Genomic DNA, 21,798 nt, shown 5'->3' with positions numbered 1-21,798 from the left:
CCGTCACCGCGAACGGCGGTGCGCCCGGTACGCCTTCTCGTACGCCACCCGGTGTCCCTCGGCGCTCGTCAGCCACGAGAACTCCTTCGCCCGCCGCTGCGCCGCGGTGGCGAGACTGGCCCGGAGAGCGGCGTCGTCCAGCAGTTCTGTCAGGGCCGCCGCGATGTCGCCCGCGCCGACGCCGCAGTACGCCACCGCGTCGCCACCCACCTCCGGCAGCGCCAGCCTGCGGGTGGTCAGCACGCACGCGCCGCACGCCATGGCTTCCAGGACCGGCAGGCCGAAGCCCTCGCCGAGCGACGGGTACGCCACCAGGGTCGCGCCGCCCAGGAAACCCGCCAGGTTGTCGAACGGCAGATACCCGGCCCGGATGACCCGCAACCGGTGCGGCACGTCGTCCAGCGCGCGCTCCACCTGGCGGTCCCAGCCCGGCTGACCTGCCAGGACCAGCGCGGGCGGCTCAGACCTGCCCCGGCACGCGGCCGCGAAGCCGCGGATCAGGGACGGGACGTTCTTGCGCGGCTCCAGCGCGCCGAGGAAGGCCACGTACGGGGTGTCCGGACCCAGCCCGACCAGGCGCCGCGCCGCCGACACCTCCTCCAGCGTCGGCACGTGGAACCTGTCGTTGTCGACACCGTGCTGGATGATCTCCAGTCGGTCCGGCTTCGCGCTCGCGACGCGGCCCAGCTCGGCGGCGGTCGCGGCGGACGGGACCACGCACAGGGACGCCCTCGCGAGCGCCGTGCGGGTCCACGCGCGGAAGAAGCGGGCCTTGATCGAGTGGTGCAGCACCGCGTCGGTGAAGAACGTCGCGTCGTGCAGGGTGACCACCGACGCCACCGGGTTGGCCAGGGCGGTCGTGTAGTGCGGGGAGTGCAGCACGTCGACACCCAGCCTGCGCACGAGCCTCGGCAGCGTCGTCTGCTCCCACGTCAGCCGTGCGGTACGCGTCGCGTTGGACTCCGACGTCGGCACGATCCGCGAGTGCGGCGCCAGCCTGCCGTACAGCTCGACGTCCCTCGGCTGGCAGACGACGGTGATCGGCGCGCCGTCCGAGTCGAGGGCGTACACGAGCGAGTCCACGTACCTGCCGACGCCACCACGATCCGCGGGCACAGCGGTCGCGTCGATCAGTACGCGGGGATCAGCCACGGGTAGCAGACTACGACTGCCGCCACCGCCAGCTATCACGACTGGGTGAAAAACCCACCGACGTCATGGTCACCGTGCGTTGGCCATGTCGAAAAATCGCACGTGCAACCGCCACAGCTCGGCCGCGGCGTGCTCCCACGTGAACGCGGCGGCCCGGAGCAACCCCTGCGTGACCCGCTCGGACGTCGCCACCGACGAGTCCACGACCTCCCGCAGCGCACTCGCGAGCGCGTCCGCGTTCCCCCTCGGCACGGTCAGGCCGGTGCCACCCGCCACCTCGACCAGCGCCGGCACGTCCGTGTGCACCACCGGCGTCCCCACCGCCATGGCCTCCAGCACCGGCAGGCCGAAGCCCTCGGCGCGGCTCGGCACCGCCAGCACGCTCGCGCGCCGCAGGATCGCCGACAGGTCCTCGTCGTCGACGCGGCCCAGCACGTACAGGCGGTTGGCGGGGAGGCCGTGTTCGGCGGCCAGCTCCACCAGGTTCACCTCGCCCCAGCCGCGCGGGCCGACCACCACGAGCGGCAGGTCCGGCGCGTGCGACCGCGCCATCGCGCGGACCAGCACGTCGAGGCCCTTGCGGGGCTCGACCGTGCCGACCGCGAGCACGTAGTTCTCCGGCAGCCGCAGCCTGCCGGTCTTCAGCGCGGCCAGGCCCGGGTCCATGTGCTGGCGGAACACCTCCGGCACGCCGTGGCCGACGACCGCGACCGTCGCCGGGCCCGGCGCGTACTCGTGCAGCTCCTCGGCGACCGCGGCGGTCGGCACGACGATCGCGTTCGCGCGTTCCGCGGCGCGACGGATGGCGGCCTGGTGCCACGCCGCGCCGCGGCGGGTCAGCGTCTCCGGATGGGTGAACGGCACGGTGTCGTGGACGGTCACGATGAGGCTGCGGCCGCGTTTGACGGCAGGCGGGGCCAGCGGGGTCGGCGCGTGGACGGCATCGCCGCCGGGCCACAGGTGCACGCCGCGTTCCCACAGGGCGGTGAGGCCGCGGCGCGGCAGCGGCAGCGCACGCGGGCCCGCGATGTTCGGCACCACCGCGGGCGCGAGGTCGCGGTGCGTCGCGGTCACCGTCGCCACGGTCCAGTCGGACGGCGCGGCGACAGCCATCGCGGTGAGCAGCTCGCGGGTGTAGCGCCCGGTCCCGCCGGGGACGGGCGCGAGGAGCTGCTCGGTGAGCACGACGAGCTCTGGCACCGGCTCAGGGTACGGTTTCGCGCTGTGACCGGCCCGATGACACGCAGCACGATCGTGGTCGTCACCTGGCGGGGGAAGGGCCATGTCAGCGCCTGTCTGGACGCCGTGGCCGCACAGACCCGGCCGCACCGGCTGCTGGTGGTCGACAACGCCTCCGACGACGGCACCGAGGAGATCCTCGCGGCCCACCCGGCCAGGCCCGAGGTGCTGCGGCTGCCGACCAACACCGGGTACGCGGGCGCGCTCGCCGCGGTCGACCGGCACGCCGCGGTCGGCACCGAGTTCACGGCGTGGCTCAACGACGACGCCGAGCCCGCGCCGGACTGGCTCGCGGCCCTCGAGGACGCGCTCGACCAGGACGAACAGGCCGCGGCGGCCGGGTCGCGGATGGCCGGGCTCGACGGCGCGGTGCTCTCGATCGGCGTCGGGCTCACGGCGGACGGGCACGGCGTGGACCTGGTCGACGAGGCAGCCGGGCCCAGGCCGGTGTTCGGGTTCTGCGGTGGCGCGGTGCTGTTGCGGACCGAGGCGCTGCGGCACGCGGGTGGCGTACCGGCCCGGTTCTTCTGCTACTACGAGGACACCGACACCGCGTGGCGACTGCGGCTGGCGAATCACACGATCGTGTCGGTACCCACCGCGCGGGTGACCCACCGGCACGGCGCGAGCACACAGCCGGGGTCGCGGCTGTTCCACCTGTGGAACGAACGCAACCGGCTCGCCATGCTCATCCGCTGCGCGCCCGGCGGCGTCGCGGTGCGCGAGGTCGCGCGGTTCGCGGCCATCACCGCCCTGCTCCCGCTCCGCAGGCTGGCCCGACGCCCGGAAAGACGGCCGGGGACGCCGTGGAACTTCCGGGTCCGGTTGCGGCTGCGGGTGCTCGGGGAGCTCGCCGGTTCGCTCCCGCAACTTCTTCGCGAACGCAAGGCCGTCACCGACCTCGCCGAAATCCCCCGTTCGGCGGTGTGGCGGGTAGCAAGATCGTTGAACTCGCCCGGTTGACCGCTCGTCACATGGTGTGATGGGGCAGGCTGGACCCCACTGCACAAACCCCGAGGAGCACGAGTGCCCGATCCGGCGCTACGACCCGTCGTCTCGGTCATCGTCGTGAACTACCGCGGCGCCGAGGACACGATCACCTGCCTGCGCGCCCTGCGCGAGGAACTGGACTACCCCGCGGAGCGGCTGCAGCTCGTCTGCGTGGACAACGCGTCCGGCGACGGCAGCGCGGAGCGGATCAGGCAACAGGTGCCCGGCGTCGAGGTCGTCGAGTCGGGCGCCAACCTGGGCTTCGCGGGCGGCTGCAACGTCGGCGCGCGGCACGCGACCGGCACCGTCCTCGCGTTCCTCAACAACGACGCCCGCCCGCACCGCGACTGGGTGACCGCGGCCGTCGACGTGCTGAAGGCCGAGCCGACCGTCGCCGCCGTCGCCAGCAAGGTCCTCGACTGGGACGGCGAGCACATCGACTTCGTCGACGCCGGGCTGACCTGGTTCGGCATGGGCTACAAGCGGCACGCGGGCCAGCCGGTCAGCGATTTCCCGGCCGGCTCGCACGACGTCGCGAAGGACGTCCTGTTCGCGACCGGCTCCGCGATGTTCGTGCGGGCCGAGGTGTACCGGCGGCTCGGCGGGTTCGACGAGCGGTTCTTCATGTTCTACGAGGACGTCGACCTCGGCTGGCGGCTGAACCTGCGGGGCTGGCGGGTGCGCTACGAGCCCCGTTCGCTCACCTTCCACCGCCACCACGCCTCGATGTCCAAAGTGGACTCCCCGGACAACGCGCGGGAGCTGTACCTGCTGGAGCGCAACGCGCTCGCGGCCCTGTACAAGAACGTCTCCGACTCGACGCTCGCGAAGGCCCTGCCCGCGGCCCTCGCGCTCGCGGTCCGCCGCGCGACCGCCCGCGGCGACATCGACCCGACCCAGCTCGAGATCGGCAAGCCGGACACAGGGTCGGCCACCGTCGAGATCCCCCGCACCACCCTCGCCGGGATCCTCGCCATCGATCAGTTCGTGGAGCTGCTGCCGTCACTGGCGGCGTCGCGGCAGACCGAGCAGGCCGCCCGCGTGCGGTCCGACGCGGACCTGATCCCGTTGATGCGCAGGGCGATGGAGCCCGCCTACCCGCTGCCGCGCTACCTCGCCGCGCACGACGTGCTCGTCGAGGTGTTCGGCCTGGAGGAGGCGTTCGGCGCGCGGCGGAAGGTCCTCGTCGTCACCGGTGACGCGCTCACCGAACGCATGGCGGGCCCGGCGATCCGCGCGTGGAACATGGCCGACGTGCTCGCCGGGGAGCACGAGGTCCGGCTCGTCACGGTCAACCCGCTGTTCGCGCCGCCCGAGGCGCCGTTCGCGGTGGCGCAGGCGAAGCAGCGCGACCTGTCCCCGCACGTCGCGTGGGCCGACGTCGTGGTGCTCCAGGGCCACGCGCTGGAGATGGTGCCGGAGCTGAAGAAGGCCGCCAACACCAAGATCGTGGTCTGCGACATGTACGACCCGATGCACCTCGAGCTGCTCGAACAGGGCAAGGACGACACCGACGAGCAGCGCGAGCTGGACCTCATCGGTGTCACGAACGTCCTCAACGCGCAGCTGGAGCGCGGCGACTTCTTCCTGTGCGCGTCGGAGCGGCAGCGGCACTTCTGGCTCGGCCACCTGACCGCGCTGGGCAGGCTGACCCCGTCGCTGTACGACAGCGACCCGACGGTCCGGTCGCTGCTGGCGGTGGCGCCGTTCGGGCTGCCGGGCAAGCCACCGCAGCGCACGGCGTCCCCGATCCGCGGCAGGCTCGTCGGCGACGCCGACAAGGTGATCATCTGGGCGGGCGGGGTGTACAGCTGGTTCGACCCGCTGACGCTGCTGCACGCCGTGGACCGGCTGTCGCGGCGGCAACCGGACGTGCGGCTGCTGTTCCTCGGCATGAAACACCCGAACCCCGAGGTGCCGGACATGGACATCGGCGCCCGGACCAGGGCGCTGGCCGGGCGGCTCGACCTGACCGGCAAGCACGTGTTCTTCAACGAGACGTGGGTCCCCTACGCGGAACGGCAGAACTGGCTGCTGGACTCGGACTGCGGGGTCACCACGCACTACGAGCACGTCGAGACGACGTTCGCGTTCCGCACCAGGGTCCTCGACTACCTGTGGACCGGCCTGCCGATCGTGACGACCGACGGCGACGCGTTCGCCGACCTGGTCCGCACCGAGCAGCTCGGTGTGGTGGTGCCCGCCGAGGACCCGGACGCACTGGCGGACGCGCTGGAGAAGGTGTTGTACGACAAGGAGTTCGCGGACGCCGCCCGGATGCGGATCGCCGTCGTGCGGGAGCGCTTCACGTGGGAGACGGCACTGGCGCCGCTGGTGTCGTTCTGCCGCAACCCGTCCCCGTCGGCGGACCGGCTGCCGGGCACGGCCCCGCTGGTGCGCAACAAGCCGCTGGGCGTGGGCGGCACGTTCCGCCGGGACCTGGACCTGGTGCGGTCCTACCTGGACAACGGCGGCCCGGCGGAGCTGACCCGCCGCGCGGCGGGCCGGGTGAAACGCCTCGCGGCGGAACGCCTGCGGAAGGGCCGCGGCGATGACTAGGCCCGTCAAGGTGCTGCTGGACGGCACCCCGCTTCTCGGTTCCCGGACCGGCATCGGCCGGTACACGGCCGCGCTGGCGGAGGAGCTGGCGTCGATGTCCGAAGTGGACATGCGGGCGGTGGCGTTCACGTTGCGGGGCTGGCGGAAGCTGCGCAAGGTCCTCCCGCACGGCGCCCGGTCGCGGGGCATGCCGGTGTCGGCGCGGCTGCTGCGGCGCTGCTGGCTGCGGGCCCCGTTCCCGCCGATCGAGCTGTTCGCCGGACTGACGGATGTCGTGCACGGCACCAACTTCGTGCTCCCGCCCGCGTTGCGGGCCGCCGGGGTGCTGACGATCCACGACCTCGACTTCCTGGACTCCCCCGGCGACCTGCCGCCGTCGGACGAGCAGCTGCCGCTGCTGGTGGCGAAGTCGGCCGCCCGCGCGGACGTCGTGTGCACGCCGACGAGGGCCGTCGCCGACGTGGTGATCGACCGGTTCGGGCTGGCGACGGACAAGGTGGTGGTGACCCCGCTGGGCATCGACCTGGCGTGGTTCACCGCCCGGCCGCCGAGCGAGGCGCTGCGGCGCCGGGTCGGGCTGCCGAAGGAGTACCTGCTGTTCGTCGGGGCCGCCGGGCCGCGCAAGGCGCTGGACTGGCTGCAGAAGGCACACGAGAACACCCCGGACCTGCCGCCGCTCGTGCTCGCCGGACCGGGTCACAACCGGGCCGACAGCACGGTGACGACGATCGGCTACCTGTCCGATGTGGACCTGCGGAGCGTCGTGGCGGGCGCGTCGGCGCTGGTCCTGCCGTCACGGGACGAAGGCTTCGGGTTGCCGGTGCTGGAGGCGCTGGCGTGCGACGTGCCGGTGGTGTGCTCGGACGTGCCCGCGCTGCGTGAGGTGGCGGGCGGGCACGCGACGCTCGTGCCGTTCGGGAACGTGGAGGCGATGGGCTCGGCCCTCACCGAGGCACTGGCCGAGCCCCTGTCCCCGACTGCCCTCACCGCACGCCGCACCCATGCCGCCGGCTTCACGTGGCGGCGCACCGCGGAACTGACGGTCGCGGCGTACCGCCAAGCCATCGGCTGAGCCGCGCCCTCCGCCGGGTCCTCGCCTCCCTCACCCCGTCGCGCGGGTCAGCACGACTCCGCCCACGATCAGCGCGAGCGCGAGGAGCCGGCTCCACGTCAGCGGATCGCGGTACAGCACCACCCCGAGCGCGACCGCGCCGACGGCGCCGATGCCGGTGAACACCGCGTACGCCGTGCCCACTGGCACGGTCCGCATCGCGAGCGACAGCAGGTACACCGCGGCCGCGCACAGCACGAAGCACACGAGCGTCGGCAGCGGCCGCGTGAAGTTCTCCGTCGGCCTGATGCTCTGCGCCCACGCGACCTCCACGACCCCGGCGCTGAGGAGCAGCAGCCAGTTCACGTCGCCACCTCGTCCATGCGGGCCAGCGCGGCCGCGAGGGAGGCCTCCTGCTCGTCCCGCCGCGAGGCCAGCCGTGGGTCGACGAGCGCGTTGGTCAGTTCGGCGTGCACGAACTCCACGTCCGGCACGTCGAAGTGGCCCGCGAAGAAGTCGCGCAGGTAGCGCTCCTCGTGGTCGAACGGTGCCCGCGGCGTACCGGGCAGGTACGTCCCACCGCGCGCACCCGCGACCACGAACCGCTTGCCCCGCAAGGACATCCTCGGGAACGTCACCTGGTCGATCCACGCCTTCAGCGCGGCGGGCACGGAGAAGTTGTACATGGGCGTGCCGATCAGCACGGTGTCGGCGGCGACCAGCTCGTCGAGCAGCGGCGCCAGGACCGCCCACGCCGCCCGCTGCGCGGGGGTGCGGACGACCTCCCGGTAGCGGCCGATGTCGGTGATCCCGGCGCCGAGCACGGCGTCGCACAGCTCGGTCCACGCCTCGGTGACGTGCGGGACCGGCTCGGCGGCGAGGTCGCGGTACAGGTACCGGCCGGACGGATGGGCGGTGCGCCAGGACGACGCGAACCGCGCGGAGAGGCGGCGGGAGAAGGAACGGGTACGCGCGCTGGCGTCGAGGTGCAGCAAAGTGGACATCATGTCCAGTTCGAACCGGGCACGATGTCCGCTTATTCCCCTAGGCTGGCCGCCATGAGAGCCGATGCCGCCAGGAACCAGGCGAAGGTGCTCGCCGCGGCGCAGGAGCTGTTCGCCACCCGCGGCGCCGCCGACGTCACCATGGACGACATCGCCAAGGCCGCAGGCGTCGGCCGCGGCACGCTCTACCGGCGCTTCCCCGACCGCGCGTCGATCGCGGTGGCCCTGCTCGACCAGCACGAGAAGGACCTCCAGGCCCAGCTCATCGAGGGGCCGCCACCGCTCGGGCCCGGCGCGCCGGGCGCCGAGCGACTGGCCGCCTTCTACGACGCGATGCTCGGCCTGCTCGACCGGCACGTGCACCTCGTCCTCGGCACGGAGGTCGGCGCGTCCCGGTTCGCGACCGGGGCGTACGGGTTCTGGCGCGCGCACGTGCGGTCGCTGATCACGGACCTGCCGGATCCGGACGCGCTCGTCGACGTGCTGCTCGCCCCGCTGGCCCCGGATGTGTTCGCACACCAGCGATCCCTCGGTGTCGATCTCGAACGGCAGCGTTCCGCACTGGCGGCGCTGGCGGCCGGGGTACTCTCCGGGCGTGGTGGACACCCATGAGGCGAAACGGATCCAGGCGACGAACTACGAGCGCCAGGCGCTCGCGTCGAGCCAGGGGTGGGGCTTCGCGCAGGACGCGCCGGAGCTGCTGGACAAATGGCCGCTGAAGCCGTTCACGGAGGTCGGCGACAAGCGCATGGCGTTCGGCGTCGTGTCCGGGCTGGCCGGTGGGGTCGCGTTCACCGCGTTCGACTACCACCGGCGGCCGAGGGTGACGAACTACAAGTCGCTCGGTGTCACCACGATGTCGGTCGACACGATCCTCATCGACACCGTGTGGGTGCTGACGCTGCCGGCGACGCTGCCGAAGTTCCAGGTCTTCGACAACGCCGAGCCGAACTTCGACAAGGACGGCGCGCTGCCGCCGCAGACCGCGGACCAGAAGGTGAACCGCTCGTACCTGCTGGTCGACACGGACCCGCAGGTCGCGACGCAGCTGTTGACGCCGCAGATCACCGCGGTCATGAAGCAGTACAAGCTGCACAACTGGGCCACGTGGGGCGACCAGCTCGTGTGTGTGAAGCACCCGATCTTCGGCCGCGTGAAGCCGGAGGAGCTGTCGGCGAAGGTCGGTGAGCTGGGCCGGCTGATGTCCGTGATCCCGCCGCACCTGTGGGGCACCGGCAACCCGGCACCGGCACCACAGCAGCAGGTCCAGCAGCAGGCACCCGCGCCGCAGCAGCAACCCCAGCCGCAGTACCAGCAACCGCAGTACCCACAACCGCAGTACCAGCAGCCTTACCCGCAGCAGGGCTATCCACCACAGCCGCAGCCCTACTATCCGCAGCCGCAGCAGCCGTACTACCCGCAGCAGCCGTACCCACCGCAGCCGTACCCCCAGCAGCCGTACGGACATCCCCAGCCGTACGGGTATCCGCAGCAGGGCTACCCGCCGCAGGGCTGGCGCTGAGCCGACCGGTTCCTACGGGTTGCGGAAGTGGTCGCCGTGCTCGGTGAAGGCGACGGCCAGTGCCTCGCGCCACGGACGCATCGGTGTCAGCCCGGCCTCCCGCCACGCGCGGTCGGACAGCACGGAGTACGCGGGCCGCGGCGCAGGCCGGGGGAACTCCTCGGTCGTGCACGGGTGCACGCGCTCCGGGTCGAGCCCCAGCTCCTCGAACACGGCGCGCGCGAAAGCGCACCACGTGGTGTCACCGGTACCCGTGCAGTGCAGCAGCCGGGACGACGGCGCCTTGTCCGTCCCCGCCAGGGAAGCCAGCTCCAGCAACCCGTTCGCCAGGTCACCGGTCCACGTCGGGCACCCGCGCTGGTCGTCCACAACGGACAGCGTGTCGCGGGACGCGGCCAGCTTCGCCATGGTCTTCACGAAGTTGCCGCCGAACGCGCCGTACACCCACGACGTCCGCACGACCCAGGCCCGCGCACCGGACCCGAGTACGGCGTCCTCACCGGCCGCTTTCGTTGCGCCATAAGCGGATTTCGGCCGGACGGGGTCCGTCACCTCGTACGGGCGGTCGCCGTCGCCGGGGAACACGTAGTCGGTCGACACGTGGATCAGCGGCACGTTGTGCGCGGCACACGCGGCCGCCAGCAGCCGGGGACCGTCGCCGTTGATCGCGAACGCCCGGGACGCGTCGGTCTCCGCGGCGTCGACCGCGTTGTAGGCGGCGCAGTTCACCACCACCGGTGACAGGCCGTTGTCGGCGGCCGAGGACGCGAGTGTCTTCACCGCCTCGACGACCGCGCCCGCGTTCGTGACATCCAGCTCCGCCGAGCCGGGCGCGCGCACGACCTCGGCGCGCGCCGCCAGCTCCCGACCCAACTGACCGTGCCCGCCGGGCACCAGTAGCGACAGCATCAGTTACCGGGCAGCCTCGCGCGGTCCTTCAGCGGCTCCCACCACGAGCGGTTCTCCTGGTACCACTCGATGGTGCCCGCGAGCCCCTCCTCGAACGACATCAGCGGCTGGTAACCCAGCTCGTCGGCGATCTTCGTGATGTCCACGGAGTAGCGGCGGTCGTGGGCCTTGCGGTCCTCGACGGGCTCGACCATCTCGTCGCCGACACCGAACGCGACCAGCAGCCGGTTGGTCAGCTCGAGGTTGGTCAGCTCGGTGCCGCCGCCGATGTTGTAGACCTCACCCGCCCTGCCGCCGTCGGCGACCAGCTGGATGCCGTGGCAGTGGTCGTCGACGTGCAGCCAGTCGCGCACGTTGAGACCGTCGCCGTACAGCGGGACCTTCTTGCCGTCCATCAGGTTCGTGACGAACAGCGGGATGACCTTCTCCGGGAACTGGTACGGCCCGTAGTTGTTGGAGCAGCGCGTGATGCACACCGGCAGCCCGTGCGTGCGGTAGAACGACCGCGCCAGCAGGTCCGAGGACGCCTTCGACGCCGAGTACGGCGAGTTCGGCTCCAGCGGGTGGGTCTCCGGCCACGAGCCCGACTCGATCGAGCCGTACACCTCGTCGGTGGAGACGTGCACGAACTTGCCGACGCCCGCGTCGACCGCCGCCTGCAACAGGTTCTGCGTGCCGACCACGTTCGTCATCACGAAGTCGGCCGCGCCGAGGATCGAGCGGTCCACATGCGACTCGGCGGCGAAGTGCACGACCAGGTCGACGCCCGCCATGACCTGCCGGACCGCGTCGGCGTCGCAGATGTCACCGCGGACGAACCGCAGCCGGGGGTCGTCCCTGACCGGCGCCAGGTTGGCTTCGTTGCCCGCGTAGGTGAGCTTGTCGAACACGACGATCTCGGCGTCGGACAGCGACGCGTACGCACCACCGAGTGCCTTGCGGACGTAGTGCGATCCGATGAACCCGGCACCGCCGGTGACCAGCACTCGCATGTAGCTCCCATTCCTCACGGGGAAGTCAACCCGGGACGGACACTATTGCGTCCTAATCGATAAACAAGACCCCGTCCGGCGAGGTCACGACTCGGTATCCTAACGGGCAGTTCTGACGGGGGTTGGGGAGGAGCGTCCGTGACGGGGCGTGCGCAAGGTCGTTCTGGCTGGCAGAAGGCCGGCCTGGCGACAGGACGGGCTCTTGTCGCACTCGTCTCTGCCATCACTCTGGGCACAATGGGTTACGGCTGGTGGGCGTTCGGTGAGGTCGACGACGACACCGTCACCACGGACGTGATCGCGCAGGACGTCGAGGACCAGCGCATTCCCCTCGATGGAGCAGTGGACCTGCTGCTGGTCGGCATAGACAGCCGCACCGACGCGTACGGCAACCCGCTGCCGCAAGAGGTCATGGACATGCTCAACGGGGGCGTGAGCGACGGCGAGCGCAACACCGACACCATGATCCTCGTCCACATCCCGGTGGACGGCACCCGCGCGGTCGCGATCTCCTTCCCGCGCGACTCGTGGGTCGAGCTCGCCGGCGACTTCGGCAACCACCGGCTCAACTCGGCGTTCGCCTACGCGTACAACAACGCGCGCGAGGAGAACGTCGACACCGCCCCCGACGAGCGCACGCTCGACAACCTGGCCAAGGTCGAGGGCAGAAAGAACCTGATCGCGACCATCCAGAACCTGATCGGCGAATCGGTCACCATCGACCGGTACGCCGAGGTCAACCTCCTGTCGTTCTTCGAGGTCACCAACGCCATCGGCGGCGTCGAGGTGTGCCTGAACAACCCGGTGGACGAGCGGCTGTCCGGCGCGCGCTTCCCCGCCGGGCGGCAGACGGTGGCGGGCCGGGACGCGCTCGCGTTCGTCCGCCAGCGCCACGAGCTGCCCAACGGCGACCTGGACCGGATCGTGCGGCAGCAGGTCTTCCTCGGCGCGCTCGCGGACAAGGTGCTGTCCGCGGACATGCTGACCAGCCCGTCGAAGGTGCAGCAGCTGATCAGCGCGGTGCAGCGGTCGGTGATCCTGTCCGATGGCTGGCAGCTCTCGACGTTCGCGTCGCAGATGTCCGGCCTGACCACGGACGGTATCGACTTCTACACGATCCCCACGCTCGGCGACGCGAACATCGGCGGCGCGGACGTGCTGCGGGTCGACCCGGCACAGGTCGCCTCGTTCGTGTCGTCGCTGGTCACCGACGAACAGGGCACACCGGAGCCCACGTCCGGCTCACCGGTACCGGGCGAGACCACGACGACCACCACCACACCCCCCGACGAGGGCGACCGGCCCGCGCTCGGCCTCGTCAGCGTCGACGTGCTCAACGGCTCGACCACGGGCGGCCTGGCGTCGACGGTGCGGGACATGTTGGTGGACCGGGGTTTCCAGGGCGGCGACATCGGTGACGCCCCGTCGGTGCAGGCCGGGTCGACGATCCGGCACGCGCCAGGCGAGCGGAACCTCGCCGAGCACGCGGCGGGTGAGCTGGGTGGGCAGTTCGCGTTCCTGGAGGACAGCTCGCTCACCGCGAACGAGCTGACGGTCGTGGTCGGCACCGACTACCAGCCGGGCGCGGCCAACAGGCTGCGTGCGCAGCCCACAGGGCCGTCCGGGCCTTCCGAGCCGTCCGGGCCGTCCGGGTTTGCGGGCTCCTCGTCCACGCCGGGCAAACCGGTCCCGCAGATCAACGCCGAAGGCCTGAACTGTGTGAACTAGCCGACACCTCCTCCATGCGGGTTGATCAGGGCGGACTGGCCGGATCTGTCGGTGGGAGCGGTTAGCCTTGTCCGGGGCCGCGCAGGGGGAGGTGACCGATGGCCGGGAAACACGGGAAGCCCGACGACGATGACGGCGGCGATGACGGCAACGTCGTGGACACCGACGGTAGTGATGTCGACGAGCCGACGACGTACGCCCCGGCGGTGGGCACGGTGGACGTGTCCCCCGCGGTGCGGTCGCCGGTGCCACCGGCCGCGTCACCGGAGTCCGGCGCGTTCCCGGACGACCTCGCCGTGGACGACGACGAACCGACCGAGTCGACGGAGCCGACGGGCCCGACCAGGGCGCGGCGCAGGACGTCCGGCCTGCTGATCGCGGGCCGCGTGGTCATGGGCCTGGTGTCGGCGGCGGCGCTGGCGGCCATGTCGCTCGTGTGGCTGCGGGTCGACGCGCTCGACGACAGCAAGAACACCACCGACGCGATCTCGGCAGCGCAGGAGGACTCGGGCCCGGCCGCGGCCGAGGACGACGGCGCCAACGACATCCTGATCGTCGGCAACGACAGCCGCACCGACATGCAGGGCCGCCCGCTGTCGGAGAAACTGCTGCGTGAGCTGCGCACCGAGGCGACGGAGACGCTGAACACCGACACGCTGATCCTGCTGCGGATCCCCCGCGACGGCAGCCGCGGCTCGGCCATCTCCATCCCGCGCGACACGTCGGTGATGGTGCCGAACCTGGGCCGCGAGGAGAAGATCAACGGCGCCTTCGGCATCACCAAGGCCGGCGTGATGGAGAAGATGGTCGGCGAGGGCGAGAAGGACCGCGCCAAGATCAACCGCGACTCCGACGACGCGGGCCGCGCGTCGCTGATCCAGGCGGTGCAGGTGCTGACCGGCGTGCGGATCGACCACTACACCGAGGTCAGCCTGTACGGGTTCTACCTGTTGACCGAGGTCATCGACGGTGTCGACGTGTGCCTGAACCACTCGACGAGCGATCCCGACTCGGGTGCCTCGTTCGCGAAGGGCCCGCAGACCGTGCGGGGCGGGGACGCGGTCGCGTTCGTGCGGCAGCGCAAGAACCTGCCGCGCGGCGACCTGGACCGCATCGTGCGGCAGCAGACGTTCCTGTCGTCGGCGATGCAGAAGGTGCTGTCCGGCGGGTTGCTGACCGACAACGCGAAGCTGAACGCGCTCGAGGACGCGGTGTCGAAGACCGTGGTCATGGACGACGGGCTGCACTTCCTGGAGCTGGTGAACCAGGCGCAGGCGCTCGCGTCGGGCAACGTCCAGTTCGTCACCATCCCGGTCGAGGCCGTCGGCGCCCGCAACGACCGGGGGCAGAGCATCATCGTGGTCGACCTGCCGAAGGTGCACCGGTTCGTGACGGACCTGCTGACCCCGCAGCCGCCGCAACCAGCGGGAATGGTCGCGCCGGAGGAGTTCGGCCGGACCGCGCCCGCGGCCGCGAAAGCCGCGCAACCGACGGTGCCGTGCGTGGACTAGCGTGCTCCCCGTGAGTCTCACGGACCGCCTTCTGCGCGGCGCGCCTGCCCAACCGCTGATCACCCACTACGACGACGCCGAGGACACCCGCGTTGAGCTGTCCGTGGCGACGATGCGCAACTGGGCGGCGAAGACCGCGAACTGGCTGGTGGACGAGCTGGACGTCGAACCGGGTGACCGCGTTGCGGTGCTGCTGCCCGCACACTGGCAGACGGCGGCGGTGTTCCTGGGCGCGTGGTGGTGCGGCGCCGAGGTCGTGACCACGGGCGACGCGAAGGTCGCCTTCATCCCGCCGGGCGCGACGGCCCCGGGCGCCGACTTCACGGCGATCGCCTCACTGGACCCGATGGGCCGAGACCTACGCGGTGACGTGCCGCCCGGCACCCTGGACTACATCGGCGACGCCCGCCTCTTCGGCGACGACTACGCCTCTTCGGTCCCCGGCGACACCCCGTGCTTCCTGGGCGCCACAGTGGACGAGGTGACGGAGAAGGCGGTGTCCCACGCGGAAACCCTGGGCATCGCCTCCGGCACCCGCGTCCTGTCCACACTGGACTGGCCGGCCGGCGCCATGGAGGGCCTGGTAACGGTCCTGGCCGCGGGCGCCAGCCTCGTACAGGTCACGAACGCCGACTCGGAGAAGCTGCGCAAGCACGCGGAAACAGAACGCACTTCTGTCGTACTGTCGTGAGCTTCGCGGTAGACGCAAGGAAAGCCAGGAACACCGAGTTGCCGCACGGCCGCAGGGTGGCCGGACTGCATTCGTGCGTGCAGCGCTACCACCCACTGGGCTTCCTGGCGACGCTGAGTTTCCTGGAACACCTCGCGGGCCCCTACCGCTCGGACTCCTCCGCGCTGCTACGCGCGGTCGACTGCCTGACGGAAAGCCGCGAACTGTGGAAGACCGCGGTGACCGACTACGCGTCGACCCGCCGCGAAGCCAAGTCCCGCGGTGAACGCACCCCGCGCCCCCAGGACCCGAACCCCAGCCACGCCCCGGACCAGTGGTACGGCGCCTCCCAGACCGCGGCCGTGCACGCCCTGTCGTTCCGCCAGACCCGAGGCCTGTTCCCCCCGTTGTCGGACGACGTGGCATCGGATGTGCTGACCCTGGTGACGATCACGCTGAAAACCCGGGCCCTGACGGAGGACCAGCGTTCCCTGCTGGCAGACCTGACCGCCGAACTACGCCGGAGAATCCGCACCACCCGCGGCGAAACCCTGATGCACTCGACGGAACTACACCGGCTCACACGTTTTATCACCCTCGCGACGACCGCCCGAACACGGTGAACTCGCCACACCCGCGGACACCCTCAACGTCCCAAAGGACCCTTTCGTAACGCCCGGCGTGATGAAGGACCCCTTCGTTGCGCTCACCGTGATGAAGGGCCCCCTCATTGCGCCCGGTGCGATGAAGGACCCCTTCATTGCGCTCGGTGCGATGAAGGACCCCTTCGTAACACCCGGCGTGACGAAGGGCCCCTTCATGACACCGGGCGACGTCCCGAAGGCGCCTCTCACGGCATGAAGGCCAACCGAGCAAAGGCGGAAGCCCGCCACAAGGGGCTCCCTGCCATCCCGTCGACCTGGCGAAGCCCGATCACACCGGATCAAGGGGGCACCACCAACGGAACCGGCGGCAAAACTCGGAACCGCCCCCTTGAGCCGGTGTGATAGCCCGTAGGGAGGTCGACGGGATGGCAGGCAGACCCGCACCCAACCGCAGCCAAACAACGCCCCCGCCACCCCGGAGAGACCTGCCCGTCCGGCGAGGACAAACCACACAGGCCGAGTGACCCGAAGCGTCTCAAAGCAACCCCGCCCGAATCCGCCGACCATACGGCCGCGGCTCTAGCCCTTCAGCAGCGCCCGAGCCATCACCATCCGCTGAATCTGGTTGGTGCCCTCATAAATCTGGGTGATCTTCGCGTCGCGCATCATGCGTTCCACCGGGAAGTCCTTCGTGTACCCGGCGCCGCCGAACAGCTGGACCGCGTCGGTCGTGACCTCCATCGCGATGTCCGACGCGTAGGTCTTCGCCGCCGAAGCCATGAAACCGGCGCGCTTGTCGCCGCGCTCGGTCGCCGCCGCCGACGCGTACACCAGGTGCCGAGCCGCTTCGATCTTCATGCCCATGTCGGCCAGCATGAACTGGACGCCCTGGAACTCGGAGACGCTCTTGCCGAACTGCTTGCGGTCCTTGACGTACGCGAGCGACGCGTCCAGCGCCCCCTGCGCGATACCCAGCGCCTGCGCACCGATCGTCGGCCGCGTGTGGTCCAGCGTGCGCAACGCCGTCTTCAGACCCGTGCCCGGCGCACCGATGATCCGATCCGAAGGAATCTCGCAGTTCTCGAAGTAGATCTCGCGCGTCGGGCTGCCCTTGATGCCGAGCTTGCGCTCCTTCGGGCCCACCGAGAAACCCGGGTCGTCGCGGTGCACCACGAACGCCGAGATCCCGTTGGCCTTCTTCTCGGCCTGCGGGTCGGTCACGGCCATGACCGTGTACCAGGAAGACTCACCGGCGTTGGTGATCCACGCCTTCGTGCCGTTCAGCACCCACTTGCCACCGTCGAGCACAGCGCGGCAGCGCATCGACGCGGTGTCCGAGCCTGCCTCGCGTTCCGACAGCGCGTACGACGCCGACGCCTCGCCTGCCGCGATGACCGGCAGCACCAGCTTCTTCACGTCCTCGGAACCGGACAGGATGATGGGCTGGGTGCCGAGCTTGTTGACCGCGGGAATGAGCGACGCCGACGCGTCGACGCGGGCGACCTCCTCGATCACGATGCAGGCCGCGACCGCGTCGGCTCCCTCGCCGTCGTAGTCCGACGGGATGTGCACCGCGTGGAAACCGGCCTTCACCAGCGCGTCGCGGGCCTCCGAGGGGTACCGCTCCTGCTCGTCGACCTCCGCGGCGTGCGGCGCGATCTCCTTCTCCGCGAGCGCGCGCACGGCCTCCCGCAGCGCCTCGTGCTCCTCGCTCAGCTCGTACACCGCACACCTCCGGACGTGGGATCCTTCGGCCCCGATGTTAGCGGGCGTTAGCGTCCCCGGCGGTGTCGAGCCCGTCACGCAGGCGCGCGTCCTTGTCGAGCACGAGCTGTTCCAGATCCGCCGCGAACCGCGCCAGCCGGTCCCGCAGCTTCTCGTCGGCCACCGACAGCATGCGCACCGCCAGCAGACCGGCGTTGCGGGCACCGCCGACGGACACCGTCGCGACCGGGATGCCGGCCGGCATCTGCACGATCGACAGCAGCGAGTCCATCCCGTCGAGGTACTTGAGCGGCACCGGCACGCCCACGACCGGCAGCGTCGTCGCCGACGCGACCATGCCCGGCAGGTGCGCGGCCCCGCCTGCACCCGCGATGATCACCTTCAGGCCGCGGTCGGCCGCGGTCTGCGCGTAGGTGAGCATCCGCTGTGGCGTGCGGTGCGCGGACACCACGCTGACCTCGTACGGCACCTCGAACTCGGTCAGCGCCTCTGCCGCGGCCTTCATGACCGGCCAGTCCGAGTCGCTCCCCATGATCACGCCGACCAACGGCGCCATGTCAGCTCCTGTGTTTGATTCGGTCACTTCGCTCCGTCGCTCAGCTCCCATGAATGTCATATCCGTCAAGCCATTCGGCGTGCGACAGCCAGTGCGCGGCGAGCTTGGCCCGCTCCCGCACGTCGGCCATCGACGCCCCGAGCATCGTCACGTGGCCGATCTTGCGGCCGGGACGTTCCTGTTTGCCGTAGTAGTGCACGTGCGCGTCGCGGAACCGGGCGAGCAGGTGGTGCAGCCGCTCGTCGGGGCTCATCGCGGGCGCGTCCGGGGCGCCGAGCACGTTCGCCATGACCACGGCCGGGGCCATGACGTCGGTCGCGCCGAGCGGGTAGTCGAGCACGGCACGCAGGTGCTGCTCGAACTGCGAGGTCCGCGCGCCCTCGATGGTCCAGTGCCCGGAGTTGTGCGGGCGCATGGCCAGCTCGTTGATCACGAGACCGGCGTCGGTGTCGAACAGCTCGACCGCCAGCACACCGACCACGCCCAGCTCGGACGCGATCCGCAGCGCCAGCTCCTGCGCCGCGTCGCCGTCGGTCTCGGACAGGCCCGGCGCGGGCGCGAGGACCTCGACGCAGATGCCGTTGGACTGCACCGTCTCGACGACCGGCCACACCCCGCCCTGCCCGAACGGCGACCGCGCGACCAGCGCCGCCAGCTCGCGGCGCATCGCGACCCGCTGCTCGACGAGCAACGACGTGCCCGCCTCGAGCAGCGTCGGCACCAGGTCACCGGCGCTGTGCGGACCGTTCAGCATCCACACGCCGCGGCCGTCGTAGCCGCCGCGGGCGGCCTTCAGCACGCACGGCCAGCCGTGCTCGCCCGCGAAGGCGACCACGTCCTCGACGCTCCGGACCTCCGCGAACGGCGGGATCGGCAGCCCCAGCTCGCCGAGGCGGCGCCGCATGACGAGCTTGTCCTGCGCGTGGAGCAGCGCGTCCGGGCCGGGCCGGACGTGGACGCCCTGGTCGGCCAGCGCCCGGAGGTGTTCGCCGGGGACGTGCTCGTGGTCGAACGTGAGCACGTCGCAGCTCTTCGCGAACGCGGTGAGCGCGCCGAGGTCGGTGTGCGAGCCGAGCGTGATGTTCGGCGACACCAGCGCAGCGGGGTCGTCGGGCGACACGGCGAGCACGTGCAGCGATTGGCCGAGCGCGATCGCCGCCTGGTGGGTCATGCGCGCGAGCTGCCCACCACCCACCATGCCGACGATCGGCAAGCCGGTACGAGTATCCACGCAGGTCAATCTATCCGCGCCGGGCACGGACCAGCACCAGGACGCCTGCCACGAGCGGGACCAGCAGGTACGCGCTGCCCAGGACCACCTCTGGCGGAGTCCACTCCAGCTCGGGTTTCTCACCCGCGGGCCGGTTCGGGTCGGACGTGCGCATGATGAGCAACACACAGCTGGCGAACACGAGCACGACCGACCCGACGCCCGACAGGGCCTTCACGCGGGCCCAGCCGTGCGGCAGCCGGTCGGGCAGGCGCGACAGCAGGTAGACGAGCAGCGGCACGACCCACACCCAGTGGTGGGACCAGCTGACCGGGCTGAACAGCAGCCCGAAGAACGCGGTGACCAGCAGCGCGGGCAGCGGCTGCCCAGCCCGGTGGAACCGCAGGGCGAGGATGAACGCGGGCACCGCGAGCACCACGCCGATCACGATCGAGATGACGTTGGAGTGCGGCGACAGGTCCGACAGGCGTTGCACGAGACCGTTGAGACCCTGGTTGCCTGCCCAGAACGTGGGCCCGGTGCGCTCGGGGTCGGTGACGGTCAGGAACTTCCGGACGTCGTGCGGGATGATCGCGAAGATCAGCAGTTGCAGCAACGCGAACGTGACGACCGCGCGCACGGCGTCCATGCGGCGGCCGGTGAACCACAGGTGCGGCACGAAGACCAGCGGCGTGAGCTTGACCGCCGCCGCGACACCGATGAGCACGCCGCCGAAGTGGCGCGAGCGGCCGAGGACGAGGACGTCGACGACCACGAGCGCCATGAGGATCAGGTTGATCTGACCGAGGAACAGCGTGCGCCACACGGGTTCGAGGCCCAGCGCCAGGACGGTGACGACGATCGTGGTCCGCGCGGGCCGCAGCCAGGCCGGGCGGGTGGGCACGTTCTGGATGGCGACGCGGACGACGGTCGCGAGCCCGAGCACCGACAGCGCGCCGAGGATGCCCCAGGAGACCTGTGTGGGGAACAGCGCGAGCGGCACGAACAACAGCGCACCGGTGGGCGGGTAGGTGAAGGGCAGCCGTGCCCACGGCGGCTCGGCGGACAGGAACATCTTGTCGTACAACGGTTCCCCGGTCAGCAGCGCGACCGCGCCCGAGCGGTAGACGGCGCTGTCGACACCGAGCCGCCAGTCGATGACCCAGCTGACGATCCCGGCGGCGAGCACCACCGCGGGCACGGCGAACAGCGCGACGACCAAGCGAGGCCGTGCGAACAACCGCCGCAACGACTCGGGGAGCCAACCCCGACGAACCGGAACGTCCACCAGCACCCGAAGAGCAAACCACGCGCCCGGACGCGCCCGTCGGTCAGGCGCGGCTTATCGAGTTCAGCAGCTCGCGGGCGTCTTCGTGGGTGTCCGGGAGGCGTTCCAGGCGGACCACCGGACGTCTGGTGGACTTCAGTTGCGGGTCCACCGCGAGGCGTTCCGTGATCAGCCAGCCCGCGCCCAGGGCCCGGTCACCGAAGCCGGAGTCGCGTTCGGCCAGCACCGCGGCCACCGACGGGCCGAGCAGGGCGATGCTCTCGCCGCCGTCGAAGATCTCCCGCAGCGCGTCCGCGACCAGGACCATCGCCATCAGCCGCGCCCAGCCCGTGACCGAGGACAGGTCCAGCGTCACCACGAGCAGCGCGTGCGTCTCCGCCGCTGGCGACCTGAGCCGCACGGCCTGCCGGTACACCTCATCCAGGCGCGTCCGCAGGTACGCGAGCGTCGTCAGGTTGGTCAGGTTCTCCGTGGTCTCCGCGTTGCGCAGCTCGCCGAACGACGCCTCCGCCCACGCGAGCGCCGCCGCCCGCACGAGCCGGGTCGGCGCGGCGTTGGGGTCGGTGGCGATGAGACCGTCACGCACGTCGGCGTTGGTCAGGACCGCGTGCAGCGCGGCCAGGTCGGTCAGTGTCTCGTCCAGTCCGGCCCCGGCCTCGGCGCGTGCCCGGCCCAGCCCGGACAGCGCCGTCACCAGGTCTCCCCTGCGCACCGCGGACAGGCAGACCTCGTCCACCTCGGGTACGCCCCAGTCACTGGGGAACCGCCACCCCGCCGCGATGCTGGCCGTACGCCAGCGGGCGCGGAGGATACGCAGTTCGTGACCAGTACCCTCCGCGTCGCCACGATGTGAGCGCGGGTCCGCCTCACGTACTGTCACTGTCGCTCTTCCCTCCGCCGTGCCCGTCGGATGAGAAACGTCGACGGGTGATGGCCGTGACGCCGTTCGGGGGAAATCGCCAGAGGACCACCCTGGTGTACGGCCATTCCGGTGATCGGATGATGCCCTCTGTGGCTTTTGGCGTCACACTGTCCGCGGGAGCGCGTCCAGTAGGGGGCCGGACCATGAACACCGAGGTCCCGGCGC

21 protein-coding genes are annotated in these 21,798 nt (G+C 71.0%); 10 read left to right on the top strand and 11 right to left on the bottom strand.

Annotated elements, in window-relative coordinates; translation table 11 throughout:
* Positions 1 to 3: 3 nt before the first annotated feature.
* Together FHR82_RS00630 and FHR82_RS00625 are read right to left on the bottom strand one after the other, a co-directional pair.
* Entirely contained in the window at positions 4 to 1,152 is a 1,149-nt protein-coding gene (locus FHR82_RS00630; protein WP_184808238.1) for a glycosyltransferase family 4 protein, read from the bottom strand.
* A gap of 69 nt (positions 1,153 to 1,221) precedes the next feature.
* Positions 1,222 to 2,352 carry a glycosyltransferase family 4 protein gene (locus FHR82_RS00625; RefSeq protein WP_311770810.1) on the bottom strand — a complete coding sequence of 377 codons (1,131 nt, stop codon included), beginning with the start codon at positions 2,350 to 2,352 and terminating at the stop codon, positions 1,222 to 1,224.
* Between the two features lie 36 nt (positions 2,353 to 2,388).
* On the opposite strand from FHR82_RS00625, the gene FHR82_RS00620 reads away from it, so the two are divergent.
* The 3 genes from FHR82_RS00620 (at position 2,389) to FHR82_RS00610 (ending at position 7,012) form a co-directional block, all read left to right on the top strand.
* On the top strand, positions 2,389 to 3,354 hold the full coding sequence (locus tag FHR82_RS00620; protein ID WP_184808236.1) for a glycosyltransferase family 2 protein: 966 nt from the start codon (positions 2,389 to 2,391) through the stop codon (positions 3,352 to 3,354).
* A gap of 63 nt (positions 3,355 to 3,417) precedes the next feature.
* Positions 3,418 to 5,940: a glycosyltransferase gene (locus FHR82_RS00615; RefSeq protein ID WP_184808235.1), complete on the top strand. Its 2,523-nt coding sequence runs from the start codon at positions 3,418 to 3,420 to the stop codon at positions 5,938 to 5,940.
* On the top strand, positions 5,933 to 7,012 hold the full coding sequence (locus FHR82_RS00610; RefSeq protein ID WP_184808234.1) for a glycosyltransferase family 4 protein: 1,080 nt from the start codon (positions 5,933 to 5,935) through the stop codon (positions 7,010 to 7,012). The genes FHR82_RS00615 and FHR82_RS00610 overlap by 8 nt, the downstream gene beginning before the upstream one ends.
* 30 nt (positions 7,013 to 7,042) lie before the next feature.
* On the opposite strand, the gene FHR82_RS00605 is transcribed toward FHR82_RS00610, so the two are convergent.
* A complete protein-coding gene (locus tag FHR82_RS00605) occupies positions 7,043 to 7,357 on the bottom strand; it encodes a DMT family transporter (protein WP_184808233.1) in 315 nt (104 codons plus the stop codon).
* Positions 7,354 to 7,995, bottom strand: a complete 642-nt coding sequence (locus tag FHR82_RS00600) for an FMN-dependent NADH-azoreductase (RefSeq protein ID WP_184809221.1) — start codon at positions 7,993 to 7,995, stop codon at positions 7,354 to 7,356. The genes FHR82_RS00605 and FHR82_RS00600 overlap by 4 nt, the downstream gene beginning before the upstream one ends.
* A 54-nt stretch (positions 7,996 to 8,049) precedes the next feature.
* Between FHR82_RS00600 and FHR82_RS00595 the strand changes: the two genes are divergently transcribed.
* Both FHR82_RS00595 and FHR82_RS00590 read left to right on the top strand, forming a co-directional pair.
* Positions 8,050 to 8,607 carry a TetR/AcrR family transcriptional regulator gene (locus FHR82_RS00595; RefSeq protein ID WP_225943984.1) on the top strand — a complete coding sequence of 186 codons (558 nt, stop codon included), beginning with the start codon at positions 8,050 to 8,052 and terminating at the stop codon, positions 8,605 to 8,607.
* Positions 8,591 to 9,517, top strand: coding sequence for a hypothetical protein (locus tag FHR82_RS00590; RefSeq protein ID WP_221463236.1), 927 nt, complete (start codon positions 8,591 to 8,593; stop codon positions 9,515 to 9,517). Before FHR82_RS00595 ends, FHR82_RS00590 begins: the two co-directional genes overlap by 17 nt.
* A 12-nt stretch (positions 9,518 to 9,529) precedes the next feature.
* Here FHR82_RS00590 and rfbD read toward each other — a convergent pair whose 3' ends face one another.
* Both rfbD and rfbB read right to left on the bottom strand, forming a co-directional pair.
* Positions 9,530 to 10,426, bottom strand: coding sequence for a dTDP-4-dehydrorhamnose reductase (rfbD, locus tag FHR82_RS00585; protein WP_184808231.1), 897 nt, complete (start codon positions 10,424 to 10,426; stop codon positions 9,530 to 9,532).
* Positions 10,426 to 11,418 (bottom strand): dTDP-glucose 4,6-dehydratase, encoded by a 993-nt coding sequence (rfbB, locus tag FHR82_RS00580; protein WP_184808230.1) that lies wholly within the window; start codon positions 11,416 to 11,418, stop codon positions 10,426 to 10,428. Before rfbB ends, rfbD begins: the two co-directional genes overlap by 1 nt.
* Positions 11,419 to 11,655: 237 nt before the next feature.
* Between rfbB and FHR82_RS00575 the strand changes: the two genes are divergently transcribed.
* From FHR82_RS00575 to FHR82_RS00555, 5 genes are all read left to right on the top strand, one after another.
* Positions 11,656 to 13,146: an LCP family protein gene (locus FHR82_RS00575; RefSeq protein WP_184808229.1), complete on the top strand. Its 1,491-nt coding sequence runs from the start codon at positions 11,656 to 11,658 to the stop codon at positions 13,144 to 13,146.
* A 98-nt stretch (positions 13,147 to 13,244) separates the two neighbouring features.
* Entirely contained in the window at positions 13,245 to 14,657 is a 1,413-nt protein-coding gene (locus FHR82_RS00570) for an LCP family protein (RefSeq protein WP_225943985.1), read from the top strand.
* Positions 14,658 to 14,667: 10 nt separating this feature from the next.
* On the top strand, positions 14,668 to 15,348 hold the full coding sequence (locus FHR82_RS00565; protein WP_184808228.1) for a TIGR03089 family protein: 681 nt from the start codon (positions 14,668 to 14,670) through the stop codon (positions 15,346 to 15,348).
* Positions 15,345 to 15,950: a hypothetical protein gene (locus tag FHR82_RS00560; protein WP_184808227.1), complete on the top strand. Its 606-nt coding sequence runs from the start codon at positions 15,345 to 15,347 to the stop codon at positions 15,948 to 15,950. The genes FHR82_RS00565 and FHR82_RS00560 overlap by 4 nt, the downstream gene beginning before the upstream one ends.
* 61 nt (positions 15,951 to 16,011) lie before the next feature.
* Positions 16,012 to 16,188, top strand: a complete 177-nt coding sequence (locus FHR82_RS00555) for a hypothetical protein (protein WP_184808226.1) — start codon at positions 16,012 to 16,014, stop codon at positions 16,186 to 16,188.
* A 323-nt stretch (positions 16,189 to 16,511) separates the two neighbouring features.
* Here the strand turns inward: FHR82_RS00555 and FHR82_RS00550 are convergent, their stop codons facing one another.
* The 5 genes from FHR82_RS00550 to FHR82_RS00530 form a co-directional block, all read right to left on the bottom strand.
* Positions 16,512 to 17,657: an acyl-CoA dehydrogenase family protein gene (locus FHR82_RS00550; protein ID WP_184808225.1), complete on the bottom strand. Its 1,146-nt coding sequence runs from the start codon at positions 17,655 to 17,657 to the stop codon at positions 16,512 to 16,514.
* Between the two features lie 37 nt (positions 17,658 to 17,694).
* Positions 17,695 to 18,213, bottom strand: coding sequence for a 5-(carboxyamino)imidazole ribonucleotide mutase (gene purE / locus FHR82_RS00545; protein WP_184808224.1), 519 nt, complete (start codon positions 18,211 to 18,213; stop codon positions 17,695 to 17,697).
* Between the two features lie 40 nt (positions 18,214 to 18,253).
* A complete protein-coding gene (locus FHR82_RS00540) occupies positions 18,254 to 19,444 on the bottom strand; it encodes a 5-(carboxyamino)imidazole ribonucleotide synthase (protein ID WP_184808223.1) in 1,191 nt (396 codons plus the stop codon).
* A 10-nt stretch (positions 19,445 to 19,454) separates the two neighbouring features.
* On the bottom strand, positions 19,455 to 20,663 hold the full coding sequence (locus FHR82_RS00535; protein ID WP_225943986.1) for a glycosyltransferase 87 family protein: 1,209 nt from the start codon (positions 20,661 to 20,663) through the stop codon (positions 19,455 to 19,457).
* A gap of 91 nt (positions 20,664 to 20,754) precedes the next feature.
* Complete coding sequence (locus tag FHR82_RS00530) at positions 20,755 to 21,591, bottom strand: GGDEF domain-containing protein (protein ID WP_311770809.1); 837 nt, start codon at positions 21,589 to 21,591, stop codon at positions 20,755 to 20,757.
* Between the last annotated feature and the right edge of the window lie 207 nt (positions 21,592 to 21,798).

The sequence above is a fragment of the Actinophytocola algeriensis genome, from assembly GCF_014203735.1.
Taxonomy (GTDB): domain Bacteria; phylum Actinomycetota; class Actinomycetes; order Mycobacteriales; family Pseudonocardiaceae; genus Actinophytocola; species Actinophytocola algeriensis.
This window is presented reverse-complemented; position numbering and strand designations above follow the sequence as displayed.